The organism is Bradyrhizobium sp. SRL28 (genome assembly GCF_018596315.1).
Lineage (GTDB): Bacteria > Pseudomonadota > Alphaproteobacteria > Rhizobiales > Xanthobacteraceae > Bradyrhizobium.
On record NZ_JAHEAG010000019.1, the window covers coordinates 128,917 to 151,167 of the forward strand.

Annotated in this window: 21 protein-coding genes; 12 read left to right on the forward strand and 9 right to left on the reverse strand. The window is 63.1% G+C overall.

Annotation, left to right across the window (positions count from 1 at the left end):
- Nucleotides 1-13: 13 nt before the first annotated feature.
- The 3 genes from KIP88_RS29130 to KIP88_RS29140 form a co-directional block, all read right to left on the reverse strand.
- Nucleotides 14-820, reverse strand: a complete 807-nt coding sequence (locus KIP88_RS29130; protein ID WP_214491538.1) for an enoyl-CoA hydratase/isomerase family protein — start codon at nt 818-820, stop codon at nt 14-16.
- A gap of 177 nt (nt 821-997) precedes the next feature.
- On the reverse strand, nt 998-1,756 hold the full coding sequence (locus tag KIP88_RS29135) for an SDR family NAD(P)-dependent oxidoreductase (protein ID WP_212442804.1): 759 nt from the start codon (nt 1,754-1,756) through the stop codon (nt 998-1,000).
- A 62-nt stretch (nt 1,757-1,818) separates the two neighbouring features.
- Nucleotides 1,819-2,487 (reverse strand): TetR family transcriptional regulator, encoded by a 669-nt coding sequence (locus tag KIP88_RS29140; protein ID WP_214491539.1) that lies wholly within the window; start codon nt 2,485-2,487, stop codon nt 1,819-1,821.
- Nucleotides 2,488-2,636: 149 nt separating this feature from the next.
- Here KIP88_RS29140 and KIP88_RS29145 point away from each other — a divergent pair, with 149 nt between their 5' ends.
- The 4 genes from KIP88_RS29145 (at nt 2,637) to mbfA (ending at nt 8,012) form a co-directional block, all read left to right on the forward strand.
- The gene (locus KIP88_RS29145; protein WP_214491540.1) at nt 2,637-3,809 is read left to right on the forward strand and encodes an acetyl-CoA C-acetyltransferase; all 1,173 of its coding nucleotides are present in this window, start codon (nt 2,637-2,639) and stop codon (nt 3,807-3,809) included.
- Between the two features lie 177 nt (nt 3,810-3,986).
- The gene (locus KIP88_RS29150; protein ID WP_214491541.1) at nt 3,987-5,528 is read left to right on the forward strand and encodes an acyl-CoA synthetase; all 1,542 of its coding nucleotides are present in this window, start codon (nt 3,987-3,989) and stop codon (nt 5,526-5,528) included.
- A gap of 276 nt (nt 5,529-5,804) precedes the next feature.
- Nucleotides 5,805-6,953, forward strand: a complete 1,149-nt coding sequence (locus KIP88_RS29155) for an alpha/beta fold hydrolase (RefSeq protein ID WP_214491542.1) — start codon at nt 5,805-5,807, stop codon at nt 6,951-6,953.
- 87 nt (nt 6,954-7,040) lie between these two features.
- Entirely contained in the window at nt 7,041-8,012 is a 972-nt protein-coding gene (mbfA, locus tag KIP88_RS29160) for an iron exporter MbfA (protein ID WP_214491543.1), read from the forward strand.
- Between the two features lie 9 nt (nt 8,013-8,021).
- Here mbfA and KIP88_RS29165 read toward each other — a convergent pair whose 3' ends face one another.
- Nucleotides 8,022-8,558, reverse strand: a complete 537-nt coding sequence (locus KIP88_RS29165; RefSeq protein ID WP_308163665.1) for a GNAT family protein — start codon at nt 8,556-8,558, stop codon at nt 8,022-8,024.
- 197 nt (nt 8,559-8,755) lie between these two features.
- On the opposite strand from KIP88_RS29165, the gene KIP88_RS29170 reads away from it, so the two are divergent.
- Both KIP88_RS29170 and KIP88_RS29175 read left to right on the forward strand, forming a co-directional pair.
- Complete coding sequence (locus KIP88_RS29170; RefSeq protein WP_214491545.1) at nt 8,756-10,228, forward strand: amidase; 1,473 nt, start codon at nt 8,756-8,758, stop codon at nt 10,226-10,228.
- A 112-nt stretch (nt 10,229-10,340) separates the two neighbouring features.
- Nucleotides 10,341-10,694, forward strand: coding sequence for a nuclear transport factor 2 family protein (locus tag KIP88_RS29175; protein ID WP_214491546.1), 354 nt, complete (start codon nt 10,341-10,343; stop codon nt 10,692-10,694).
- A gap of 279 nt (nt 10,695-10,973) precedes the next feature.
- On the opposite strand, the gene KIP88_RS29180 is transcribed toward KIP88_RS29175, so the two are convergent.
- Nucleotides 10,974-12,062: a Zn-dependent alcohol dehydrogenase gene (locus KIP88_RS29180; RefSeq protein WP_214491547.1), complete on the reverse strand. Its 1,089-nt coding sequence runs from the start codon at nt 12,060-12,062 to the stop codon at nt 10,974-10,976.
- A gap of 49 nt (nt 12,063-12,111) precedes the next feature.
- Nucleotides 12,112-13,893, reverse strand: coding sequence for an acyl-CoA dehydrogenase family protein (locus tag KIP88_RS29185; RefSeq protein WP_214491548.1), 1,782 nt, complete (start codon nt 13,891-13,893; stop codon nt 12,112-12,114).
- A gap of 159 nt (nt 13,894-14,052) precedes the next feature.
- On the opposite strand from KIP88_RS29185, the gene KIP88_RS29190 reads away from it, so the two are divergent.
- Nucleotides 14,053-14,754 carry an SDR family NAD(P)-dependent oxidoreductase gene (locus KIP88_RS29190; RefSeq protein WP_214491549.1) on the forward strand — a complete coding sequence of 234 codons (702 nt, stop codon included), beginning with the start codon at nt 14,053-14,055 and terminating at the stop codon, nt 14,752-14,754.
- Nucleotides 14,755-14,886: 132 nt separating this feature from the next.
- Entirely contained in the window at nt 14,887-15,717 is an 831-nt protein-coding gene (locus KIP88_RS29195; protein ID WP_214491550.1) for an enoyl-CoA hydratase, read from the forward strand.
- Between the two features lie 107 nt (nt 15,718-15,824).
- On the opposite strand, the gene KIP88_RS29200 is transcribed toward KIP88_RS29195, so the two are convergent.
- From KIP88_RS29200 to KIP88_RS29210, 3 genes are all read right to left on the reverse strand, one after another.
- Entirely contained in the window at nt 15,825-16,226 is a 402-nt protein-coding gene (locus KIP88_RS29200) for a nuclear transport factor 2 family protein (RefSeq protein ID WP_214491551.1), read from the reverse strand.
- A 118-nt stretch (nt 16,227-16,344) separates the two neighbouring features.
- Entirely contained in the window at nt 16,345-16,965 is a 621-nt protein-coding gene (locus KIP88_RS29205) for a GNAT family N-acetyltransferase (RefSeq protein ID WP_214491552.1), read from the reverse strand.
- Between the two features lie 69 nt (nt 16,966-17,034).
- The gene (locus KIP88_RS29210) at nt 17,035-17,238 is read right to left on the reverse strand and encodes a DUF1127 domain-containing protein (RefSeq protein ID WP_214491553.1); all 204 of its coding nucleotides are present in this window, start codon (nt 17,236-17,238) and stop codon (nt 17,035-17,037) included.
- Nucleotides 17,239-17,353: 115 nt separating this feature from the next.
- Between KIP88_RS29210 and KIP88_RS29215 the strand changes: the two genes are divergently transcribed.
- The 4 genes from KIP88_RS29215 (at nt 17,354) to tcuB (ending at nt 22,075) form a co-directional block, all read left to right on the forward strand.
- The gene (locus KIP88_RS29215; protein WP_214491554.1) at nt 17,354-18,253 is read left to right on the forward strand and encodes a transcriptional regulator GcvA; all 900 of its coding nucleotides are present in this window, start codon (nt 17,354-17,356) and stop codon (nt 18,251-18,253) included.
- Between the two features lie 195 nt (nt 18,254-18,448).
- Nucleotides 18,449-19,840, forward strand: a complete 1,392-nt coding sequence (gene tcuA, locus KIP88_RS29220) for an FAD-dependent tricarballylate dehydrogenase TcuA (protein ID WP_283848537.1) — start codon at nt 18,449-18,451, stop codon at nt 19,838-19,840.
- A 66-nt stretch (nt 19,841-19,906) separates the two neighbouring features.
- Complete coding sequence (locus tag KIP88_RS29225; RefSeq protein ID WP_214491556.1) at nt 19,907-20,938, forward strand: esterase; 1,032 nt, start codon at nt 19,907-19,909, stop codon at nt 20,936-20,938.
- Between the two features lie 30 nt (nt 20,939-20,968).
- The gene (tcuB, locus tag KIP88_RS29230) at nt 20,969-22,075 is read left to right on the forward strand and encodes a tricarballylate utilization 4Fe-4S protein TcuB (RefSeq protein ID WP_214491557.1); all 1,107 of its coding nucleotides are present in this window, start codon (nt 20,969-20,971) and stop codon (nt 22,073-22,075) included.
- Nucleotides 22,076-22,251 lie beyond the last annotated feature (176 nt).

Here is a 22,251-nt window from a genome sequence, read left to right on the forward strand (position 1 = left end):
GCGGATCTTGTCGTCATCGCTTGATATAGACAGGCTTTCGCTTTTCGAGAAAGGCCCTGATGCCCTCGTTGAATTCTTCCGAGCGGCTGCACAGCACCTGATTGCGGTCTTCCATCGCGATCACGGCCTCGATCGAGCCGGCATCGACGCTCATGTTGAGGCATTCCTTGGATAGTCTGAGCCCCACCGGCGAGGCCGTCATCATCGCATCGACGTAAGGCTCGGCCGCGGCATCAAGCCCGCCTTCCTCGACGACTTCGGAGACGAGGCCGACCGCAAGCGCACGTTCGGCGCCGATGAAGCGACCGGTGAGGATCAGTTCCGAGGCCACAGACACGCCGACGAGGCGCGGCAGGAAATAGGAGGTGCCGATGTCGCAGCCGCCGAGTCCAAGCTTGATGAAGGCGCAGTTCATCCGCGCGGATTTTGTGGCGATGCGGATATCGGCGGCGAGCGCCAGCGCAAAACCGCCGCCGGCGGCCGCGCCCTGAACCAAGGCGATGATCGGCTGCGGACAACGCCGCATCAGCATCACGATGTCGGCAATGCGCCGCTGCGAATCCAGCGACTCGGTTACGCCCGGCGGCTCCTGCTGGCCGGCGCGGCGCTTCATCGCATATTTGAGGTCAAGCCCGGCGCAGAACGACGCACCGGCGCCCTTCAGCACCACGACGCGGGTGGATCGATTGCGCTGCAGGCCTTCGAAATAGGTGTTGAGTGCGTCGATCAGCGAGGGATCGAGCGCGTTGAGGGCATCGGGGCGATTGAGCGTGACCCAATCGACGCCGTCATTGTGCTCGATCAGCAGCGGTTGAGTCACGCGGATCTCCCATCCATCGTCGTCCCGGCCAAGCGAAGCGCGAGCCGGGACCCATACGCCGTGTCGTATCGATGAGGCATGGTGGCAGAGACCTTCTGCAACAAGAGCCGCCGCGGAGTATGGGTCCCCGCGCCAGTGCGCAATTGCGCACAAGGCGGGGACGACGATAGAGTGTGCTTACCGCGGCGCCATGCGGATGGCGCCGTCGAGACGGATGGTCTCGCCGTTGAGCATCGGGTTCTCGACGATGTGAACCGCGAGGTTGCCGTACTCCGAGGCATCGCCGAGACGGGCCGGATGCGGCACCTGGGCGCCGAGGCTCTTGCGGGCCTCTTCGTTCAGGCCCATCAAGAGCGGCGTCAGGAACAGGCCGGGCGCGATGGTGTTGACGCGGATCTTGAGGCTGGCGAGGTCGCGAGCCGCCGGCAGCGTGAGGCCGACGACGCCGCCCTTCGAGGCCGAATAGGCGATCTGGCCGATCTGCCCTTCATAGGCCGCGACGGAAGCGGTGTTGATGGCAACGCCGCGCTCTTCGCCGATCGGCGGTGCAGTGGCGAGACGCTCGGCGAACAGGCGCAGCACGTTGAAGGTGCCGATCAGATTGACGTTGATGATGCGGACGAACTTTGCCAGCGGATAGACGCCGTCCTTGCCGACGGTGCGCTGCGATCCGCCGATGCCGGCGCAGTTCATCAGCACGCGCGCGATACCGTGCGCGGCTTCGGCCTTGGCAATCGCCGCCTTGATCGCCTCTTCGTCGGTCACGTCGGCATGGAGGGCAACGCCCTTCACTTCGGCGGCGACCTTTTCGGCGTTTTCCTTGTTCTGGTCGATGACGCCGATTTTCGCGCCCTTGGCGGCCATGGCGCGGGCGGTCGCGGCGCCGAGGCCGGAGCCACCGCCGGTGATGAGAACGGCTACGTCTTGCAACTGCATGGTAACAACCTTTCCTTGGGAGTTTCTTCTCTGGATTCGTAGACTACTGAGTGTCGCGGTCGCTATCCGGCGGCACCTTTTTCTTTTCCGTTCAGCATGCCGCCGCAGATCAGCGCTTCCATATGCTTGATGTATTCGCGGCAGACTTCGTCGGTGACCGGGCCGACGCCGGTCGCCCGCGACATCGCGTGGCGGCCGAAGAACAGGTGATCGCAGGCGCCGACGAGGCTGGTGTAGAACATGACCGGGTCGATGTTGCGGAACTCGCCGGCCTTGATGCCCTCCGCAAGCAGCCGCCGCTGGAACTCCAGCAAGGGCGCGACGAAGAATTTCGACACCTCGTCGGCCGCCTCCGTGCTGCTTTCATGCAGCAGATAATGGATCAGCCGGTTCATATACGGGAACTGATAATAGGCGCGGATGATGCCGCCGATATGCAGCTTGAGTTTTGCAGTCGGCGAGATCGGCTGGCTGATCAGATATTCGAGCTGCGACATCTCGGTGGCAGCGTCGCGCGCCAGCAGGGCCAGCAACAGCCCGTCCTTGTTGCCGAAATGGTATTTCACCAGGGCTGCGTTGACGCCGGATTTCTGCGCGATGTCGGACAGCGAGACCTCGATCGAGGCACGCTCGATCATCAGCTCGCTCGCCGCGACAAGCAGCTTCTCGGCGGTGCTGTTTTTACCGCCCGGAAGCCTCGTCGGTACGCTGGTATTCAATTGCGAAGCCATCACTGCCTGCCGGAAATCCGGGCCGCACATAAGCGCATGCCGCGGCTGCACTCAAGAGTTAATTGATTGATTGACTAAATCCCGGACCACCCCTTAAATCCGGCCCATCTTTCAAAACGCCATCCATAACAATCCAAGGGAGAACAGACATGGCCGAGGCCTATATCGTCGCCGCTGCGCGCACCGCGGGCGGCCGCAAGGGCGGACGTCTCGCAGGCTGGCATCCGGCCGATCTTGCCGCTTCCGTGCTGAATTCGCTGGTCGACCGCTCAGGCGTCGATCCTGCGCAAATCGAAGACGTGATCATGGGCTGCGTGATGCAGGCCGGCGAGCAGTCCAACAACATCGCCCGCAACGCGGTGATGGCCTCCAAGCTTCCCGAGAGCGTGCCTGCCACCTCGGTCGACCGCCAATGCGGCTCGTCGCAACAGGCGCTTCACTTCGCGGCACAGGCCGTGATGGCCGGTTCGATGGACATCGTGATCGCCGCGGGTGTGGAATCGATGACGCGCGTGCCGATGGGCCTTGCTTCGCAGCTCCCCGCCAAGAACGGTTTTGGCCATTACAAGAGCCCGGGCCTCGAGCAGAAATATCCGAACATCGTGTTCAGCCAGTTCACCGGCGCGGAAATGATGGCCGAGAAGTACGGGCTCTCCAAGGAACAGCTCGACACCTATTCCTATGAGAGCCATCAGCGTGCGATCGCCGCGACGCAAGCCGGCAAGTTCAAGGACGAAATCGTTCCGCTGCAGATCACCCGCGCCGACAACTCGACTGATACCCACCACATCGACGAGGGCATCCGTTTCGACGCCAGCCTCGACGGCATCAAGGGCGTCAAGCTGATCGCCGAGAACGGCAAGCATACCGCTGCCAGCGCCAGCCAGATCTGCGACGGCGCTTCCGGCGTCATGGTGGTCAACGAGCGCGGCCTGAAGTCGCTCGGCGTCAAGCCGCTGGCGCGCATCCATCACATGACCATGATGGGCGGCGATCCCGTGATCATGCTGGATGCGCCCCTCCACGCCACCAAGCGGGCGCTGGAGAAGGCCGGCATGTCGATCAACGACATCGACCTGTTCGAGGTCAACGAGGCCTTCGCCGCGGTGCCGGTGGCGTGGCTGAAGACGACGGGCGCTGATCCGGCACGGCTGAACATCAACGGCGGCGCGATTGCGCTTGGCCATCCGCTCGGCGGCTCCGGCACCAAGCTGATGACCACGCTGGTCAATGCACTCAAGCAGAACAACAAGCGTTACGGCCTGCAGACCATGTGCGAAGGCGGCGGCATGGCGAACGTGACCATCGTCGAGCGGCTGTAGGAAGCGTCTGCAATCGTTGCAGTAACAAAAGGTGTCGTCCCGGCCTTGAGCCGGGACCCATAACCACAGGCGAGCGTGGTTATGCCGAGCTGGAGCTCCAGCTCACTTCAACAAATCAGAACTGTGGTTATGGGTCCCTGCGTTCGCAGGGACGACGCATCACCCGAGGAAACGTTTGTGACCCACCCGTCCATCTACGCCCGCACCTACCCGAACAAGATCGCCTACCAGATGGCCGGCACCGGCAAGGCGATCACCTATCGCGAACTCGATGAACTCTCGAACCAGGGCGCGCATCTGTTTCGTGCGCTCGGCCTGAAGGCCGGCGACCACATCGCATTCCTGATGGAAAACCGCCTGGCGTTCATGGAAATCTGCTGGGCGGCGCAGCGCGCAGGGCTCTATTTCACAGCGATCAGCCGCTATCTGACGCAGGACGAGATCGCCTATATCGTGAAAGACTGCGGCGCAAAAATCTTCATCACCACGCCGAAATGCGCCGAACAGGTCAGGGGCCTCGTCGGCCAGCCTGATGGACCGCTGCTCTACATGATGGACGAGCCGGAACCTGGCTTCCGTTCCTTTGACAGGGAAGCCGCCGTGCAGCCGGTCACCCCCATCCCTGATGAAGTGGCCGGCTATGACATGCTGTATTCGTCGGGCACCACCGGGCGGCCCAAGGGCATCAAGAAGGAGTTCGAGGGCAAGGCGATCGACGTGCCGAACCCGCTCCTGAAAATTCTCTGCGCCGACATGTGCGGCATGTCGTCCGACAGCATCTATCTATCGCCGGCGCCGCTCTATCACGCGGCCCCCTTGCGCTTCAACATGATGGCGATCACGCTCGGCGGCACCTCCATCATCATGGAGCATTTCGACGCCGAGGAATTTCTCAAGCTGGTCGAGAAATACAGGGTTACGCAGTCGCAGCTGGTGCCGACCATGTTCGTGCGCATGCTGAAGCTGCCGGATGAGGTGCGCACGCGCTATAATGTCTCGACGCTGAAGGGCGCGATCCACGCCGCGGCGCCCTGCCCGGTCGACGTGAAAGCAAAAATGATCGAATGGTGGGGACCGATCCTGATCGAATATTACGCCGGCTCCGAAGGCAACGGCGTCACGGTATCGAACTCGCAGCAATGGCTCACTCATCGCGGCACCGTCGGCCGCGCGGTCGTCGGCAAGGTGAAGATTCTCGACGAGAACGACGAGGAGCGGCCGACTGGAGAGATCGGCACGGTCTATTTCGCCGATGCGCCGGCTTTCGCCTACCACAACGATCCCGAGAAAACGAAGAAGGCCTACAACGAAAAGGGGTGGTCGACGCTCGGCGACGTCGGCTATCTCGACGCGGAAGGCTTTCTCTATCTCACCGACCGCAAGAGCTACATGATCATTTCCGGCGGCGTGAACATCTACCCGCAGGAGACCGAGGACGTCCTGATCACCCATCCCGCCGTCTCCGACGTTGCGGTGTTCGGCGTGCCGAACGAGGAAATGGGCGAGGAGGTCAAGGCGGTGGTGCAGCCGCACGATATGTCCAAGGCCGGCAAGGCGCTGGAGGCCGAACTGATCGCGTTCTGCCGGAAGCATCTGTCGCCGATCAAGTGCCCGAAGAGCATCGACTTCGAGGCGGAGCTGCCGCGCACGCCGACCGGGAAACTGGTGAAGCGGCATTTGCGTGACAAATATTGGCCGAAGCCCGCGACGAAGGCATGAATCGTAGGGTGGGCAAAGGCGCAAAGCGCCGTGCCCACCATTTGATCCGCGCAAAGAATGGTGGGCACGCTGCGCTTTGCCCACCCTACGGAATGCCGCAAATGTTTTCGTCCTTCCTTCCCTTCTCCCCTTGTGGGAGAAGGTGCCTTCGCGGAACGCGAAGGCGGATGAGGGGGCTGTCTCCGCGGAAACAGCCCCCTCACCCGTCTCGAATGAGCTTACGCTCATTCGATCCACCCTCTCCCACAAGGGGAGAGGGGAAGAGAGGCGCAGACAATGACCATCCTTCCCGATATCCCGCTCCCCTCCTCCATCCGCTCGCGCTACGTCGACAACGTCAACGGCCTGCGCATGCACGTGCTGGAAGCCGGCTTCGAGACGCGCGGCCGGCCCTGCGTGCTGCTGCTGCACGGCTTTCCAGAACTCGCCTTTAGCTGGCGCAAGGTGATGCCGGTTCTCGCGGAAGCCGGCTATCACGTGATCGCGCCGGACCAGCGCGGCTATGGCCGCACCACCGGATGGGACCCGGATTACGACGGCGACCTTGCCTCGTTCCGGCTCACCAATCTGGTGCGCGATGCGCTCGGGCTGGTGTCGGCGTTCGGTTATCGCAGCGTTGACGCCGTCATCGGACATGATTTCGGCTCGTCGGTCGCCGCCTGGTGCGCGCTGATCCGGCCCGACGTGTTTCGCTCGGTCGTCATGATGAGCGCGCCGTTCGGCGGCCCGCCGTCGCTGCCCTTCAACACGGTGCACGAACCCGCCAAACCCGCCGACGATCCCATTCATCGCGATCTCGCGGCGCTGCCGCGCCCGCGAAAACACTACCAATGGTACTACTCGACGCGCGAGGCCAACGACGACATGCACCACGCGCCGCAGGGCGTGCATGATTTCCTGCGGGCCTATTACCACCACAAGAGCGCGGACTGGAAAGCCAACCAGCCCTATCCGCTCAAATCCTGGACGTCAGGCGAAATAGCGAAGCTGCCGACCTATTATGTGATGGACCTCGCCAAGGACATGGCCGCCACCGTCGCGGAGGAGATGCCCTCGCCAGCGGAAATCGCTGCAAACAAATGGCTGCCCGACAGCGAGCTTGCCTTCTACAGCGCCGAGTATGAACGCAACGGATTCCAGGGCGGCCTGCAATGGTATCGCTGCGGCACCTCGGGCGTGTTCACGCCGGAATTGCAGACGTGGTCGGGCCGCACCATCGATGTGCGCGCAGCCTTCATCTCGGGCAAGCAGGACTGGGGCACTTATCAGCGCCCCGGCGTGTACGAGGCCATGCAGAAGGCCTGCACGCGCATGATCGGTTGCCATCTCGTCGATGGCGCAGGCCACTGGGTGCAGCAGGAGCGGGCTAACGAGGTGAGCTGGCTGCTGGTACAATTCCTGCGAGGGACGAAGGCAAGCGCGTAGACGAAGGCGAACCAGGCCACGCCCAACAATTGACCGCGGCGGCAGCCAGTATTGGAATGATCCTAAACTAAGAAAAGGCGCTGTCCCGTGAAGAATTTCGCCGATCTGACCGAGCGAGAAGTGCTGGCTGTAGCGATCTCTTCAGAGGAGGAAGACAGCCGCATCTACATGACCTTCGCGGAAGACCTAGCCGAACGCTACCCGGACTCGGCCAAGGTGTTCGAGGAGATGGCTGAGGAAGAGCGCGGCCACCGCCATCGGCTGCTGGAAATGTACGAGCAGCGGTTCGGCCCGCATCTGCCGCCGATCCGCCGCGAGGACGTCAGGGGATTTTTGCGAAGGCGCCCGGTCTGGCTGACGAAGAACCTGTCGCTCGACGCCATCCGCAAGGAGGTCGAGACGATGGAGCTCCAGGCCGAGCAATTCTACATCAAGGCCGCAGAGCAGGCCGAGGATGTCGGCGTCCGCCGCCTGCTCGGCGACCTCGCCGACGAGGAAAAGGGCCACGAGAGGTTGGCGGTCAGGCTGACCGGTGAGATCCTCAGCCCCGACGTGCGCGCCGAGGAAGACAAGACGCGCCGGCGCATGTTCGTGCTGCAATATGTGCAGCCGGGGTTAGCCGGACTAATGGACGGTTCGGTCTCGACGCTGGCGCCGCTGTTCGCGGCGGCCTTTGCCACGCATCAGAACTGGCAGACGTTTCTGGTGGGACTAGCCGCCTCGATCGGCGCCGGCATCAGCATGGGCTTTGCCGAAGCGCTGTCCGACGATGGCTCGCTGACCGGACGCGGTTCGCCCTGGCTGCGCGGCATCACCTGCGGGTTGATGACGACGCTTGGCGGCCTCGGCCACACCTTTCCCTATCTGGTGCCGGATAGCTGGCCGAACGCGTTCTGGATCGCCACCGCGATCGCCGGCATCGTGGTGTTCTTCGAACTATGGGCGATCGCCTTCATCCGCGCACGCTACATGGACACGCCATTCCTGCAGGCGGTGTTCCAGATCGTGCTCGGCGGCGCTATCGTGCTCGCGGTCGGGATATTGATCGGCGGGGCGTAGGCCAGCGTCTCAGTTCGCGCTCGCGGCGTCTCCCGCGATCCGGCCGAAGATTCGAAAGTCATGGAACGCGCCCTTGAACCATGCCTTTTGCCGCAACGTGCCTTCATACTGAAAGCCTGATTTTTCCAGCACGCGGTCAGACGCGGCATTACCGGGCAACGTCCAGGCATCTATGCGATTGAGCCTGAAGGTCTCGTGTCCGCACGCGACCACGGCCCGCACCGCCTCCGTCATCAAGCCCTTGCCCCAATAGTCCGGATGCAACTCGTAGCCGATTTGGCCGCACCGCCATTTCTTCTCGAAACTGTTGAAGCGGATCGCGCCGGCCAGCGCCTTTGAGCCGCTGATCTCGATGATCCAGGCACACCCCTTGCCGGAGCCGTGGATCTTGGACATCCAGCGCAAGGAACGTTCGACCCGCGTCGTGGACGGCGTATCGGGCCAATTGGAAAAACGCGTTACGTCGGGAATCGACAATAGCGCCCGAAACGCGGGGACATCCTTTGGCGTCGCGGCCCGTAAGGTCAGCCGCCTGGTGGACAACACGGGAAATTTCCGGCTCGCGGTCGGTGGCATGGTTTCCTCTGTCCGTTTTTGTTGATCGAAAGACTAACCAGCAACCCGGCCTTCGCCAAGCGGTTAGCAACATGACGGGATCGTCGCTGTACAGCCATTGCTCTTGCCGCGCGCGCCCAAACTGAGCATCATCCGCGCCGCATCGAAGGACAGATCGGGAGTACGCCTTGGCCAAATCGCAATGGAGCTTCAAGACCGCCGTCGAACTGTCGACAGCCCTCGCTGCCAAAAAAATTTCGGCCGTCGAACTGGCAGAGGATGCGATCGGCCGGATCGAGCGGCACGATACCAAGATCAATGCAATCTGTGTTCGCGATTTCGAGCGCGGCCTTGCCGCCGCCCGCGTCGCCGACGCCGAACTGGCGCGCGGCGTGAAGAAGCCCCTGCTCGGCATCCCGATGACGGTGAAAGAATCCTACAACGTCGCGGGATTGCCGACGACCTGGGGCATTCCGGCGCAGAAGGATTTCACGCCGACCGAAGACGCGCTGCCGATCACCCGCGTCAAGGACGCCGGCGGCGTGATCCTCGGCAAAACCAACGTGCCGCTCGGGCTTGCCGACTGGCAGAGCTATAACGAGATCTACGGCACCACCAACAACCCTTTCGATCTGGGCCGCACGCCGGGCGGCTCCTCCGGCGGATCGTCGGCAGCGCTCGCCGCGGGCTATGGCGCGCTCTCGCTCGGCTCCGACATCGGCGGCTCGCTCCGCGTGCCCGCCTTTCATTGCGGCATCTATGCGCACAAGCCGACCTTCGACCTCGTCGCCATGCGCGGACACACGCCGCCGCCCTTCCCGCCGATGCCGTCCACGCGCGACCTCAGCGTGATCGGTCCGATGGCGCGTTGCGCGGCCGACCTTTCGCTGCTGCTCGACGTGATCGCGGGACCTGATCCGCTCGAAGCCGGCAAGGCCTATCACCTCGCGCTGCCGCCGCCGCGCCATACGGAAATGAAGAATTTCCGCGTGCTCCTGATCGATACCGATCCGGTCATGCCGACCGACAAGGTGGTGCGGGGCACGCTGGAAACACTTGCCGTTAATCTCACGAGGGCCGGCGTCACGATCGACCGCACCAGTCCGCTCCTGCCTGATTTCGTCGCGTCGAGCCGGCTCTACATGCGAATGCTGATGTCGTTCCTTGCGGCGTCCTTTGCGCCGGATGTCTACGCCGGCGCGCGGGCCGCCGCCGCCACGCTGCCCGCCGACGACTGCAGCCTCGCCGCGGAACGCCTGCGCGGCATTGCGCTCGGCCACCGCGATTGGCTGATGGCCGACGGCGGACGCGCGCGCTTGCGTGCGCAATGGCGCGAACTGTTCAGGACCTATGATGCCGTGATCTGCCCGATCATGCCGACGCCGGCCTATCCGCACGATCATTCGGAAGACCAGGAAAAACGCCGCATCAGAATCGACGGCAAGGATTACGTCTATCCCGACCAGCTCTCCTGGCCCGGCATCGCCACCTTGCCCGGCCTGCCCTCCACCGCGATCCCGACCGGCTTCTCGCCCGATGGACTGCCCGTCGGCGTGCAGATCGTCGGCCCGTGGCTGGAAGACCGCACGCCCCTGAGGCTGGCCGAACTGATCGAGCGCGAATTCGGCGGCTTCAAGCCGCCGCCGATGTTTGATGATTAGCTCTGCCGTCATTGCGAGCGAAGCGAAGCAATCCATGACTTCGCTCGGGGATGGATGGATTGCTTCGTCGCTTCGCTCCTCGCAATGACGGGGAGACACTGGGAGAAAACCAATGACCGACGATATCGCCGAACTCACCGCGCTCAACCGCGACTACGTCGCCTCCGTGCAAAACTCTGACGTCAAGCGCTTCGATGAGATTCTGGCGTCGGATTTCTATTGCTCGAACCCTGACAAGACACTGGTCGATCGCGCGGCGTTTCTGAAACAGACGGCAGTACCCGTGACCATCAAGAATCTGACCGCGCACGACGTGAAGATTCGCGTGCTGGGCGACTTCGCCATCATCCACGCCGCTACGAGCTATACCACGCCCGATGGCCAGCAAGCTCACGGCCGCTATACCGACTGCTGGGCGAAGCAGAACGGCAAGTGGCTCGCCGTCTCGGCACATGTGTCGCGGTAAGCCGCGCTTTCACGACGTCGTCCCTGCGAACGCAGGGACCCATACCGCGTGATCTATCGATGATAGCGTGGTGACCGACGCTCTGCCAATTGCCGCTGTCGCTTGCTGAACCGAAGCCGTCTTCCAATGTGCCCTTCACACTGGCCGCGGCGTATGGGCCCCTGCGTCCGCAGGGGCGACAGGTTGATAGCTTCTCGCCTTTCCCCACGGTCGCCCTGCCTGGTGCGCAATTGCGCACGAGCGCAGGGACGACGGATATGGTTACGTTGGGACTACGCCTCACGCATCGAACATGATCACGCTGCGCAACGTCTTGCCGGCCTTCATGTTGGCAAACCCTTCGTTGATCTCGGAGAGCTTCAGCCTGGCCGAGATCCAGTCCTCCAGATGCAGCTTGCCGCGCATGTAGAATTCGACGAGGCGGGGCATGTCGACGCGGAAATGGTTGGAGCCCATCGACGAGCCCTGAATACGGCGCTCCCGCAGGAAGTCGAAGCCGTGCAGCTCGATTTTCTGCCCGAACGGGATCATGCCGACGATGGTCGCGGTGCCGCCGGCAGCCAGCATTGAGAAGGACTGCTCCGCGGTTTCCTTGCGGCCGAGTACCTCGAAGGAGTGATGCACGCCGCCACCGGTGAGTTCGCGCACCTGCTGCACCACGTCGCCCCTGGCGGGATCGACGATGTCGGTGGCGCCGAGCTTGGTGGCGAGCTGCAGCTTGGCCGGGTTGGTATCGATCGCGATGATGCGGCCGGCGCCCGCGATCGCAGCACCATTGATCGCCGCCATGCCGACGCCGCCGCAACCGATCACTGCGACCGTTTCGCCGGCCTGAACCTTGGCCGTGTTCACCACCGCGCCATAGCCGGTGATGACGCCGCAGCCGATCAGCGCCGCCAACTCCAGCGGCATGTCCTTGCGGATTTTCACGATGGCGTTTTCGTGCACCAGCATCTGCTCGGCGAAGGACGAGAGGTTGAGGAACTGATGGAGCTTCTCCTCGCGCGCCCAGGACAGCCGGTTGGATTGGCCGGGCAGCATCTTCACGGTCGTGTCGGTGCAGAGCACCGTGCGGCCGGTGGTGCAGTTGTCGCAGGTGCCGCAGAACACCGACAGGCAGGTCACGACGTGATCGCCGGGTTTTACATAGGTGACGTCGGAACCGACTTTTTCGACGACGCCTGCAGACTCGTGGCCAAGCACGGCCGGCAGCGGATGCGGGTAGAGCCCTTCCATGAAATGCAGGTCGGAATGACAGAGGCCGGCGACGCGGGTGCGGATCAGGACTTCGCGCGGGCCGGGATTCGGCACGCTGACATCCTCGATCACCAGCGGCTTGTTGACTTCATGCAGGACGGCGGCCTTCATCGGGTGCTCCCTTAATTTCTGTTATTTTTGGACCAGAATTGTAGCCAGCCTACGCTGCGACAAGCAATTCGCCAACCTCGGCCATGCCGACGTTGCGCTCGCCGAGCAGATGATCGGTGATGGCGCGCTGGGTCGCATTTTCCGCAAGCCGGAACGGATCGCCCGCCGCCACGCGATGGTCAATCACCATGCCCGACAGCAGCAGCCGTCGGGCGTCGCCGCGCATCTCGTGGATGCGCCCGCCCTCCCAGGCCAGCGCAACGGCGCTTGCGACATGATAGAGCAGGCTGGTGGCGCGCCGCGCATCGCCCTCATTGTCGCTCCGGCTGGCAACCTCGCGGGCGAAACCGATGGCGCGATCGGCCAGTTCGCGCAGGCGGTCACGCCAGGCCTGCGGCACATTGGCACTGTCGTCGAGACGGGCGTGCAGATCGGCGGCCAGCGCGGCGTCGGCGCCGTGGCGGCCGACGGCGCGCGTCAGCGCATCGATCGCGACGATATTGCCGGTGCCTTCCCAGATCGAGCCGAGATGGGCGTCGCGCAGCAGCCTGCTGGTAGCAAATTCCTCGACGTAGCCGATCCCGCCGCGCATCTCCAACGCGTCGCCGCAAACCTTGCGCGCATCGCGCGTCGCGCGGAATTTCAAAGTCGGCGTCAAAATCCGCAGCAGCGCCGCCGCATCCTGGCTGCCGGCCTCGGCCCGATCGAGTGCGTCGGCTGTGAGAAAACTCATCGACAGCGCCTGCTCGGTCGGCAACATGATCTTCATCAGTTGCCGCCGCGCCAGCGGCAGATCGATGATGCGGCTGCCGAACACCACGCGGTTTCGCGCCACCGTCATCGCATCATGGTGCGCGCGCCGCATCAGCGCGGTCGACTTGACGCCGTTGGAGAGCCGCGACGAATTGACCATCTCGGCCATCTGCACGAAGCCGCGGTCGAGCTTGCCGACCGCATAGGCGATCGCGCCTTCGAACTTGATTTCGCCCGAGGCCATCGAGCGGGTGCCGAGCTTGTCCTTCAAGCGAACGATCCGGTAGTGATTTTGCGAACCGTCGTCGAGATGCCGCGGCATCAGGAACAGCCCGACGCCGCGCGTGCCCGGCCCCGCGCCTTCGGGGCGCGCCAGCAGCATCACCACCTTGGCGTCGGCATTGGAGCAGAACCACTTTTCGCCATAGAGCCGCCAGTGGTCGCCTTCCTGCACGGCCGTCGTTGTCAGCGTTCCGACGTCGGAGCCACCCTCCTTCTCGGTCATGAACTGGCCGCCCTGCGTCAGCTTGCTCATGTCGGTCTGGGTCAGGCCGTCAAGATATTTTGCTTTCAGCGCCTCGCTGCCGAAATTGTTGAGCAGTTTTGCGCAGCCGTCGGTGACGTTGATCGGACAGCCCATGCCGAACTCGGTCTGATTGAACAGGAACGTGAAGGCGTGCTTGGCCACGACAGGGTATTTGTCCGGCCAGCCCATGATGCCCTTGCGGATCGACAACGCATGAATGCCGAACTCGCCGAACGCGGCTTTTTCAAGCTCACGATAGGCGGGGTGATATTCGATGTACTGCGTATCGCGGCCGAACTTGTCGCGCTGATGCAGCACCGGCGTGTGGCGGTCGGCGAGCCGCGCGCATTCGTCGAGATAGCCGCCGGCCAATTCGCCGAGGCGATCGAGATGCGGCTCGATATGGCGGAACAGCGCGTCGGGGAGATGCAACCGCAGCAGATCGGTCAGCGCCGGATCGGCCCGGTAAAAATTCATCCCCGTCGTATCAGGCGCAAGCAATCCCGGCTGATTGGCCGAACCTGTCGCGCGATCTTGCATGCGTGGCTGCATTTTTAGCCCTTGTTCGTTCCACCCGATCTTGATCATCTACCGATAACGCAGGCGGTTGCGCCGTCAACAGCCATAATTGGAGGGCCACCCCATGACGGACGATTGCCAGGCGGAATCGGGTTCCTAGATACCGAGTCTCACCATCCGAGGACCTCGCCCATGGAATTGCCAAAATACAAGATTGCCCTCATCGTCGGCGCAGGCGAAGGGTTGAGCGCATCGCTGGCGCGGCTGTTCGCGCGCGAAGGCATCAAGGTCGCGCTCGCCGCGCGGAAAATCGAAAAACTCGGCGCGCTCTGCGCCGAGACAGGCGCCCGTGCCTTTGCCTGCAATGCGACCGAGGCCGAGGAGGTCGAGCGTCTGTTCGGCATGGTCGAGCGCGAGATCGGGACGCCCGATATCGTCGTCTACAACGCCAGCGGACGGGCACGCGGCGCTTTCACCGACCTGGTTCCAGCGGATGTCGCGCAGGCGATTGCCGTTTCAGCATTCGGCGGTTTTCTGGTGGCGCAGCAGGCGGCCACACGCATGCTGCCCAACAAGCACGGCGCGATCCTGTTCACCGGCGCCTCCGCCAGCGTCAAGGGCTATCCGCAATCGGCGCCGTTCGCGATGGGCAAGTTCGCGCTGCGCGGCCTGGCCCAGAGCATGGCGCGCGAATTGTCGCCGCAGGGCATTCATGTGGCGCATTTCGTCATCGACGGCGGCATCCGCAGCGCGGCCCGCGCCGAACCCGCCGACAGGCCGGACTCGATGCTCGATCCCGACGCGATTGCGTTGAGTTATTGGAACGTGCTGCAACAGCCGCGCAGCGCCTGGACATGGGAGGTCGAATTGCGGCCGTGGGTGGAGAAGTTTTGAAATGATCGTAGGGTGGGCAAAGCGAAGCGTGCCCACCATCTATCGACCAAGCGCAACGTCGGGAATGGTGGGCAACGCTTCGCTTTTGCCCACCCTACGGGACTGAGACAAATAAAGGGCATGGGGAGCAAAATGACCACCGAAACCAAAATCGACACCGGCACCGACGAACTGCTGTGCGTGATCCGCGACCGCGTCGCCATCATCACGCTGAACCGGCCCGAGGCGCGCAATGCGATGTCGGACAATCTGACGCCGGCCCTGCGCGCAATGATCAAGGCCTGCGGCGAGAATCCCGATGTCGGCGTGTTGCTGCTCACCGGCGCTGGCACCGCGTTCTGCGCCGGCGGCAACGTCAAGGGCATGGGGGCGAACCGCGACAAGACAAAGCTCGCAATGTCCCATGACGAGCGGGTCGCCGACCTGCAGGAGCGACAGCGTCTCCTGACCGGCGCGCTGGTCTCGGTGCGCAAGCCGACCATTGCCGCCCTGCCCGGCCCCGCGGTCGGCGCCGGCCTCGCTCTGGCGATGGCCTGCGACATGCGCATATCAGCGCAATCGGCATTCCTTTCCACCGGCTACCTCAAGGTGGGCCTGAGCGGCGATTACGGCATCGCCTGGCTCCTGACACGGTTGGTCGGCACGTCGCGGGCACGGGAATTGATGTTCACTTGCGACAGGGTCGATGCGGCCAGGTGCGAGGCGATCGGCCTGGTGAACCGTGTGGTCCCCGACGACAGGCTGCAGGCGGAAGCCTTCGCGCTCGCTAAATCGATCGCCGAGGGACCGACGATCGCGATCCGCTACATGAAGGACAATCTCGACGAAGCCCTGCTGTTCGATTTCGCCACAGCGCGCGATCATGAGGCCGAGCGCATGATCCGAACGCAGGTGACGGCCGATCACAGGGAGGCCGTGCAAGCCTTCATCGAAAAACGCACGCCGGTGTTCAGGGGGAGTTAAGCGTTGCCGTAGCCCGGATGGAGCGAAGCGCAATCCGGGAGGTGTAACGGCACGTGAGAGTTGCCCAGGATTTCGCTGCGCTCCATCCGGGCTACGAGACTCCGAATCTAGATCGGGTTCTCCGCGAACAGCCGCGCCACCATCACCGAATCGAGGTAGGCGCGCACGCGCACGATGGTGCCGTTCTTGAAGTAGCAGACCCAGCAATAATGATTATCGAAGCGAAAGCCGTTTTTGGCGGTCGCTTCGGAATGCAGTTCCACGATCGCGACATCTTCCTGCACGATCAGGTTGTCGACGTGCAATTGCGCACCGTTCGGCAGCACCTTGCCAAGTTTGGCGAAGGTACCGGCGACGAAATCGGCTTTCGACAAATAGTGGCCGGCGAGCGGATGCGTGCCCATCACGGTCCAGTCGACGTCATCGGCGACATGGGTGAAAAAGCCCGCGCCATCGCCGTGCTCGAGACCGGCGAAAATCTGCCGCACGAAACCAGCATCGACGGTCATGACCGGGCCCCTCTCGTCAGCGAGGCGGAGGCTAGACCGGGACACAGGGATTATCAACGCCGTGGCGCTGTCGGGAGAAAATAGCCCGGTTCTGGATGGCCAGAACCGGGCTCAGTGGTCAGACCGCAAGCGAGGACATTGCGCTGGGAGAGACGGCGGCAAGCCGCCAACTGGCGCATGGGATTTCCTGCGGTTCGACATTGATTTGCTTCTGGAAGCGCGTCAGCTTCCAGTCGCCGGGGGTGGCGGTGAAGGCGTAGCCGGACTTGCGGGCGAGCGCGATCATGGCGTCGTTGGAGCGCAGCGTGTCGCCGAACAGGCGCGTGGCGCCGAATGAAGCCGCGCGGCATTCGAGGTTCTTCAACAGCGCCTTGCCGATGCCATGGCCCTGCCAGCGGTCATCGATCGACAGGCCGAATTCGATTGCGGCGGTATCGCTGTCGAAGGCATAGCGCGCTTCGCCGACGATGGTCTCGCGGCCGTCGACCAGCACGGTTGCGATCACGCTGAAGCGATCGGCTTCACCGATATGGATGAAATCCTCGAGCAGTGACGGCGGCAGTTCGCTGGCCGCGCCGAGGAAACGGTTGTAGCGGGACCGCGTGGTGAGCGAGCGGAAATAGTTCTGCAGCGCTTCGGCATCGCGCGGCTCGACGAAGCGCACGGTCACCACCTCGCCGTTCCGCGTGCGCAGCACGTCGGAATATTGCCTGAGATCGTCGAGACGCATCGTGGTCATGGGTCGCTCCCGCGGAGCAAAAAAAGCGGCTGGCGCCCCCGTGATCGGGCGACGCCAGCCTGGCTGCCATCAAGCCCGCCAGAACGGCTTTTCGATCTCGTAGGCGATGTCGCTCCAGGAGATCCCGACGTCGTGGAGTTCCCGCTCGGACCACTTGGCCAGTTCGCGGCGCGACTGGTAGCGCTGCCGCCAGACATGGAGGGTCTCGCCAATCTGGCTCAAAATCCCCTGACCATGATGATTTATCATCGATTCATGCGTGTAAGTGGACATTTTCGGCTCCTGTAGCTAATCTGTTGCCGCTAATATCTGCGCTAACAGGCCTTTCCACAAACGACACTTTGTACCGCTTCGGATGATATAAACTCATGTATCTGGGGATCGCGGAATGACCGCCAGGCTGCCATCGCTGAATGGATTGCGGGCGTTTGAGGCCGCCGCCCGGCATTTGAGCTTCACCCAGGCGGCGTCCGAGCTGAACGTCACGCAGACCGCGATCAGCCACCAGATCAAGCGGCTGGAGGAAGAGCTCGGCGTTCGCCTGTTCGTGCGCCAGAACCGTTCGCTGACGCTGACGCCACAGGCGCAGGAATATCTCCCCGGCATCCGCGCCGCGTTCAACGATCTCAGGCTTGCGACCGACCGCCTGCTGCGCAAGGACGACGACCATGTGCTGACGGTATCGACGCTGGCCTCGCTGGCGGCCAAATGGCTGCTGCCGCGGTTGACGGCGTTTCAGGAAGAGCATCACGGCATCGACGTGCGCATCACCACCTCGACCAACCTGGTCGACTTCCAGCGCGACAATGTCGACGCAGCAATCCGTTACGGCCGCGGCCAGTGGCCGGGCGTCCGCGCCGACTGGCTGATGGCGGACGAGTTGTTCCCGGTATGCAGCCCCGCGCTGCTCAGGGGTAACAAGCCGCTGAAATGCCCCGAAGACCTCCGGGATCACGTGCTGCTGCACACCAGCAACGCCAACTACGACGACTGGCGGCTGTGGCTGACGGCAGCCGGACTGCCGGCCGATTTTTCGAAACAGCCGGGCGTCACCTTCGACATGATCTTCATGACCGTGCAGGCCGCAATCGACGGCGTCGGCGTCGCCATGGGGCGCACCGCGTATGTGCAGGAGGATATCGCCAAGGGTCGGCTGGTCGTTCCCTTCAACATCGCATTTCCGGTCGACGCCGGTTTTTATCTGGTCTCGCCCACTGGCAGAACCGATCCGCCCAAACTCGCGGCCTTCCGGCAATGGCTGCTCGCCTCCGTGCAGAGCAAGCCCTGACATCGCAGATATTCCGCATTGCGCGTTGCATGCGACATCGTCGCATACGGCTGCGCTGATCGCCAAAGTTCGAGCACGAGACGCGTGACGCGGCCTCTTCGTCAGGCTAGAAAATCGTGGGGGCGGATGGATTTTCCTGGCCGAGCGCCGGTTTGATTTCCAGGCCAACAACGACAACAAGAGCGCATGGCCGATCTGACTAAAAAATTCGATGTGCTGGTGATCGGCGGCGGCAACGCCGCTTTGTGCGCCGCCATCAGCGCCCGGCGGGCGGGCGCTTCCGTGCTGGTGCTGGAAGGCGCGCCAAAGTTCTATCGCGGCGGCAATACTCGCCACACCCGCAACATGCGTTGCGCGCATGATGCCGCGACCGACATCCTCACCGGCCCTTACACGGAAGAGGAATTCTGGGACGATCTGTTGCGCCTGACCGGCGGGCAGACCGACGAGGAACTCGCCAAGTTCATGATCAGGGAGTCCAAGGACATCCTGAACTGGATCGTCGAACAGGGCGTGCGCTGGCAGCCCTCGCTCGGCGGCACGCTGAGCCTCGGCCGCACCAATTCGTTCTTTCTGGGCGGCGGACGGGCGATGCTGAACGCGCTCTATCTCACCGCTGAAAAGCTCGGCGTCGATGTCGTCTACGATGCTGAAGTGACCGACCTCGAGATCGAGCACGGCATGTTTCTCTCCGCGAAGCTGAAGCAGCCGATCGATGGCGCGAGCGAAATCCGCGCCTCGGCGCTGGTGGCGGCGGCCGGCGGATTTGAAGCCAACATCGAATGGCTCAAGGAGTATTGGGGCGAGGCGGCCGACAATTTCCTGGTCCGCGGCACGCCCTATAACCGCGGCTCGATCCTGAAGCTCCTGCTCGACAAGGGCGTGCAGGACATCGGCGATCCCACGCAATGCCACGCGGTCGCGATCGACGCCCGCGCGCCGAAGTTCGACGGCGGCATTATCACGCGGCACGACTCTGTGGTGTTCGGCATCGTCGTCAACAAGCACGCCCAGCGCTTCTATGACGAGGGCGAGGACATCTGGCCGAAGCGTTACGCGATCTGGGGCCGGCTGGTGGCAGCCCAACCGGACCAGATCGCCTACATCATTTTCGATTCTACTGTTGTGACCAGCTTCATGCCGACGCTGTTCCCGCCGATCGCAGGCGCCACCATCGCCGAACTCGCCGGCAAGCTCGGACTGGAACCGACCGCGCTGGAAAAGACCGTCACCGAATTCAACGCCGCGGTGCAGCCCGGCACCTTCGACCACACCATCCTCGACGATTGCCGCACCGAAGGTATCGCGCCGCCGAAGACGCATTGGGCGCGCAGGATCGAGACGCCGCCTTATCTCGCCTATCCGGTACGGCCAGGCATTACGTTTACCTATCTCGGCACCCGCGTGAACAAGCAGTCGCGCATGGTGATGAAGGACGGCAAGCCGTCCGCCAACATGTTCGCGGCCGGTGAGATCATGGCCGGCAACGTTCTCGGCAAGGGTTACGCGGCCGGCATCGGCATGACCATCGGCAGCGTGTTCGGCCGGGTGGCGGGACGGGAAGCGGCGAAGAATGCGAGGAATTAGGTTGCGCTTGAGTAACCTCGCCCCGCCCTTCGCGGGGAGAGGGAAATAACAACAATGGGAGGAACCATGTCGCGTATCGCACTTGCTTGCACTGCAGCCATTTTGATCGGCACGGCGCTGGCCAACGCCGCCGAGCCGATCGCGTTGCGCGATATGGGCTCGTTCCATGTCGGCGGAAGGCTGGTCGAAATTTCCGGCAAGCCGGTCAAGGAGGTGACCTTCACCCCCGGCGGCGTGCCTGCAAAAGTCGATCCCAACGGCACCTATCAGGTCGAGCAGATGTACGTGCAGTATTTCCTGCCCGCCAATGAGAAGGGCGCTTATCCGCTCTTGATGTGGCACGGCGGCGGGCTCACTGGCGTCACGTATGAAACGACGCCGGATGGACGCGAGGGCTGGCTGAACTATTTCCTGCGCAAGGGCTGGGCCGTCTATAATTCCGACGCAGTCGAGCGCGGCCGTGCCGGCTGGGCGCAATATCCTGACATCTTCAAGAGCGAGCCGGTGTTCCTCACGACCGCCAATCCGTTCGAGCGCTTTCGGATCGGCGATGGCGCCGGCTCCTATGATCCCGATCCGGCGAAGCGAAAGCTGATGCCAGGCAGCCAGTTTCCCAATGACGGCTATGAGAACTTCGTCAAGCAGAACGTGCCGCGCTGGACCACCACCGACGATGCCATCATCGCCGCCTACATCGCCGAGATCGATCGCGTCGGTCCGTCCATCATTCTGTTCCACAGCCAGGCCGGCAGTTTCGGCTTCAAGGTGGCGCAGGCGCGCCCGGACAAGGTCAAGGCGCTGATCGCGATCGAGCCCGCTGGCCTCGGCGATCCCGCCAAGGTCGATGTCTTGAAGAACATTCCGACGCTGATCGTCTATGGAGACTACATCGAGAAGGACTCGCGCTGGCCGAAAATCCGCGCCAACGGCATTGCCTTTGCGGACGCCATCAAGGCCGCAGGCGGCAGCGTCGATGTCGTCGACCTGCCGCAGGCCGGGATCAAGGGCAACTCGCACATGGTGATGATGGACAAGAACAATGCCGAGGTTGCAGCCCTGATCCAGAAGTGGCTCGAAGGCAAGGGGCTGACGAAGTAAGCGGGTTCGGCCGAGGGCAGGAAGCAGCGAATGCACGGAACGCGAATTCTCGAAGAGGCCGACCGCCTGATGACGGTCTGCAATTCCTGCCGCTATTGCGAGGGGCTCTGCGCGGTCTTTCCAGCGATGGAAATGCGCCGCGCATTCTCCGACGGCGACCTCAACTACCTCGCCAATCTGTGCCATTCCTGCGGCGCCTGCTACACCGACTGCCAGTTCTCACCGCCGCATGAATTCAACGTCAATGTGCCGAAGACGCTCGCGATCGCACGCGCCGAATCCTACGCGGCCTATACGTGGCCCCGCGCCTTCTCCGGCGCGTTCGCGCGCAACGGGCTCGTCATCAGCCTCGTTGCAGCGCTCAGCGTTGCCGCATTCATCTTCGGCTTTGCTGCCTTCAACGACCGGCAGGTGCTGTTCGGTGTCCATACGGGTGCGGGCGCGTTCTACAAATTGATGCCGCATAATGCGATGGCCGCCCTGTTCGGCGCGGCGTTCCTCTATGCGATCGTGGCGCTTGTCATGGGCGTGCGCGCGTTCTGGCGCGACATTGGCGAGCCGGTCGGCATGAAGACCGACATGACCGCGCTGTTCCAGGCCATCCGGGATGCCGGCGAGTTGCGCTATCTCGACGGCGGCGGGGTCGGCTGCTTCAATGAGGACGATCGCCCGACCGATCGACGCAGGCTGTACCACCATTTCACCTTCTACGGCTTTGCTCTGTGCTTCGCCTCGACCTCCGTCGCGACGCTCTATCACTATCTGCTGGCGCGGCAGGCGCCCTACCCGTGGTGGGACCTTCCTGTCGTGCTCGGCACGCTCGGCGGCATCGGGCTGCTGATCGGTCCGGTCGGCCTGCTCACTGAGCGATGGAAGCGCGATCCCGTGCTGGTCGATGAAGCCCGCTACGGCATGGATATCGCGTTCATCGTCATGCTGTTTCTCACCAGCCTGACCGGCATGGCGCTGTTGATCCTGCGCGAGACGGCAGCGATGGGCCCGCTGCTGGCACTGCATCTCGGCGTGGTATTTTCGCTGTTCGTCACCATGCCCTATGGCAAGTTCGTGCATGGCATCTACCGTTTCGTCGCGCTGGTGCGCTATGCGATGGAGCGCAAGGCGATGGGGCATGTCTGACATCGTCATTGCGATGAGTCCGTAGGATGGGTGGAGCGAAGCGATACCCATCAATGCCGGCGCCTGCGGCGATGGGTATCGCTGCGCTCCACCCGTCCTACGAAAAAAAACGATTTCGCGATCTCGCGACATAGACTGCCCGAGGTTTGCATCTTCATTTGCCCTCCTCGAAAATC

Bases quoted from the DNA above. Each gene is read 5' to 3' on its own strand.
- KIP88_RS29135 (WP_212442804.1), bottom strand. From the start codon at position 1,756: ATGCAGTTGCAAGACGTAGCCGTTCTCATCACCGGCGGTGGCTCCGGC.
- KIP88_RS29140 (WP_214491539.1), bottom strand. From the start codon at position 2,487: ATGGCTTCGCAATTGAATACCAGCGTACCGACGAGGCTTCCGGGCGGT.
- KIP88_RS29145 (WP_214491540.1), top strand. From the start codon at position 2,637: ATGGCCGAGGCCTATATCGTCGCCGCTGCGCGCACCGCGGGCGGCCGC.
- KIP88_RS29155 (WP_214491542.1), top strand. From the start codon at position 5,805: ATGACCATCCTTCCCGATATCCCGCTCCCCTCCTCCATCCGCTCGCGC.
- KIP88_RS29175 (WP_214491546.1), top strand. From the start codon at position 10,341: ATGACCGACGATATCGCCGAACTCACCGCGCTCAACCGCGACTACGTC.
- KIP88_RS29180 (WP_214491547.1), bottom strand. From the start codon at position 12,062: ATGAAGGCCGCCGTCCTGCATGAAGTCAACAAGCCGCTGGTGATCGAG.
- KIP88_RS29185 (WP_214491548.1), bottom strand. From the start codon at position 13,893: ATGCAGCCACGCATGCAAGATCGCGCGACAGGTTCGGCCAATCAGCCG.
- KIP88_RS29190 (WP_214491549.1), top strand. From the start codon at position 14,053: ATGGAATTGCCAAAATACAAGATTGCCCTCATCGTCGGCGCAGGCGAA.
- KIP88_RS29195 (WP_214491550.1), top strand. From the start codon at position 14,887: ATGACCACCGAAACCAAAATCGACACCGGCACCGACGAACTGCTGTGC.
- KIP88_RS29200 (WP_214491551.1), bottom strand. From the start codon at position 16,226: ATGACCGTCGATGCTGGTTTCGTGCGGCAGATTTTCGCCGGTCTCGAG.
- KIP88_RS29205 (WP_214491552.1), bottom strand. From the start codon at position 16,965: ATGACCACGATGCGTCTCGACGATCTCAGGCAATATTCCGACGTGCTG.
- KIP88_RS29210 (WP_214491553.1), bottom strand. From the start codon at position 17,238: ATGTCCACTTACACGCATGAATCGATGATAAATCATCATGGTCAGGGG.
- KIP88_RS29215 (WP_214491554.1), top strand. From the start codon at position 17,354: ATGACCGCCAGGCTGCCATCGCTGAATGGATTGCGGGCGTTTGAGGCC.
- KIP88_RS29225 (WP_214491556.1), top strand. From the start codon at position 19,907: ATGTCGCGTATCGCACTTGCTTGCACTGCAGCCATTTTGATCGGCACG.
- tcuB (WP_214491557.1), top strand. From the start codon at position 20,969: ATGCACGGAACGCGAATTCTCGAAGAGGCCGACCGCCTGATGACGGTC.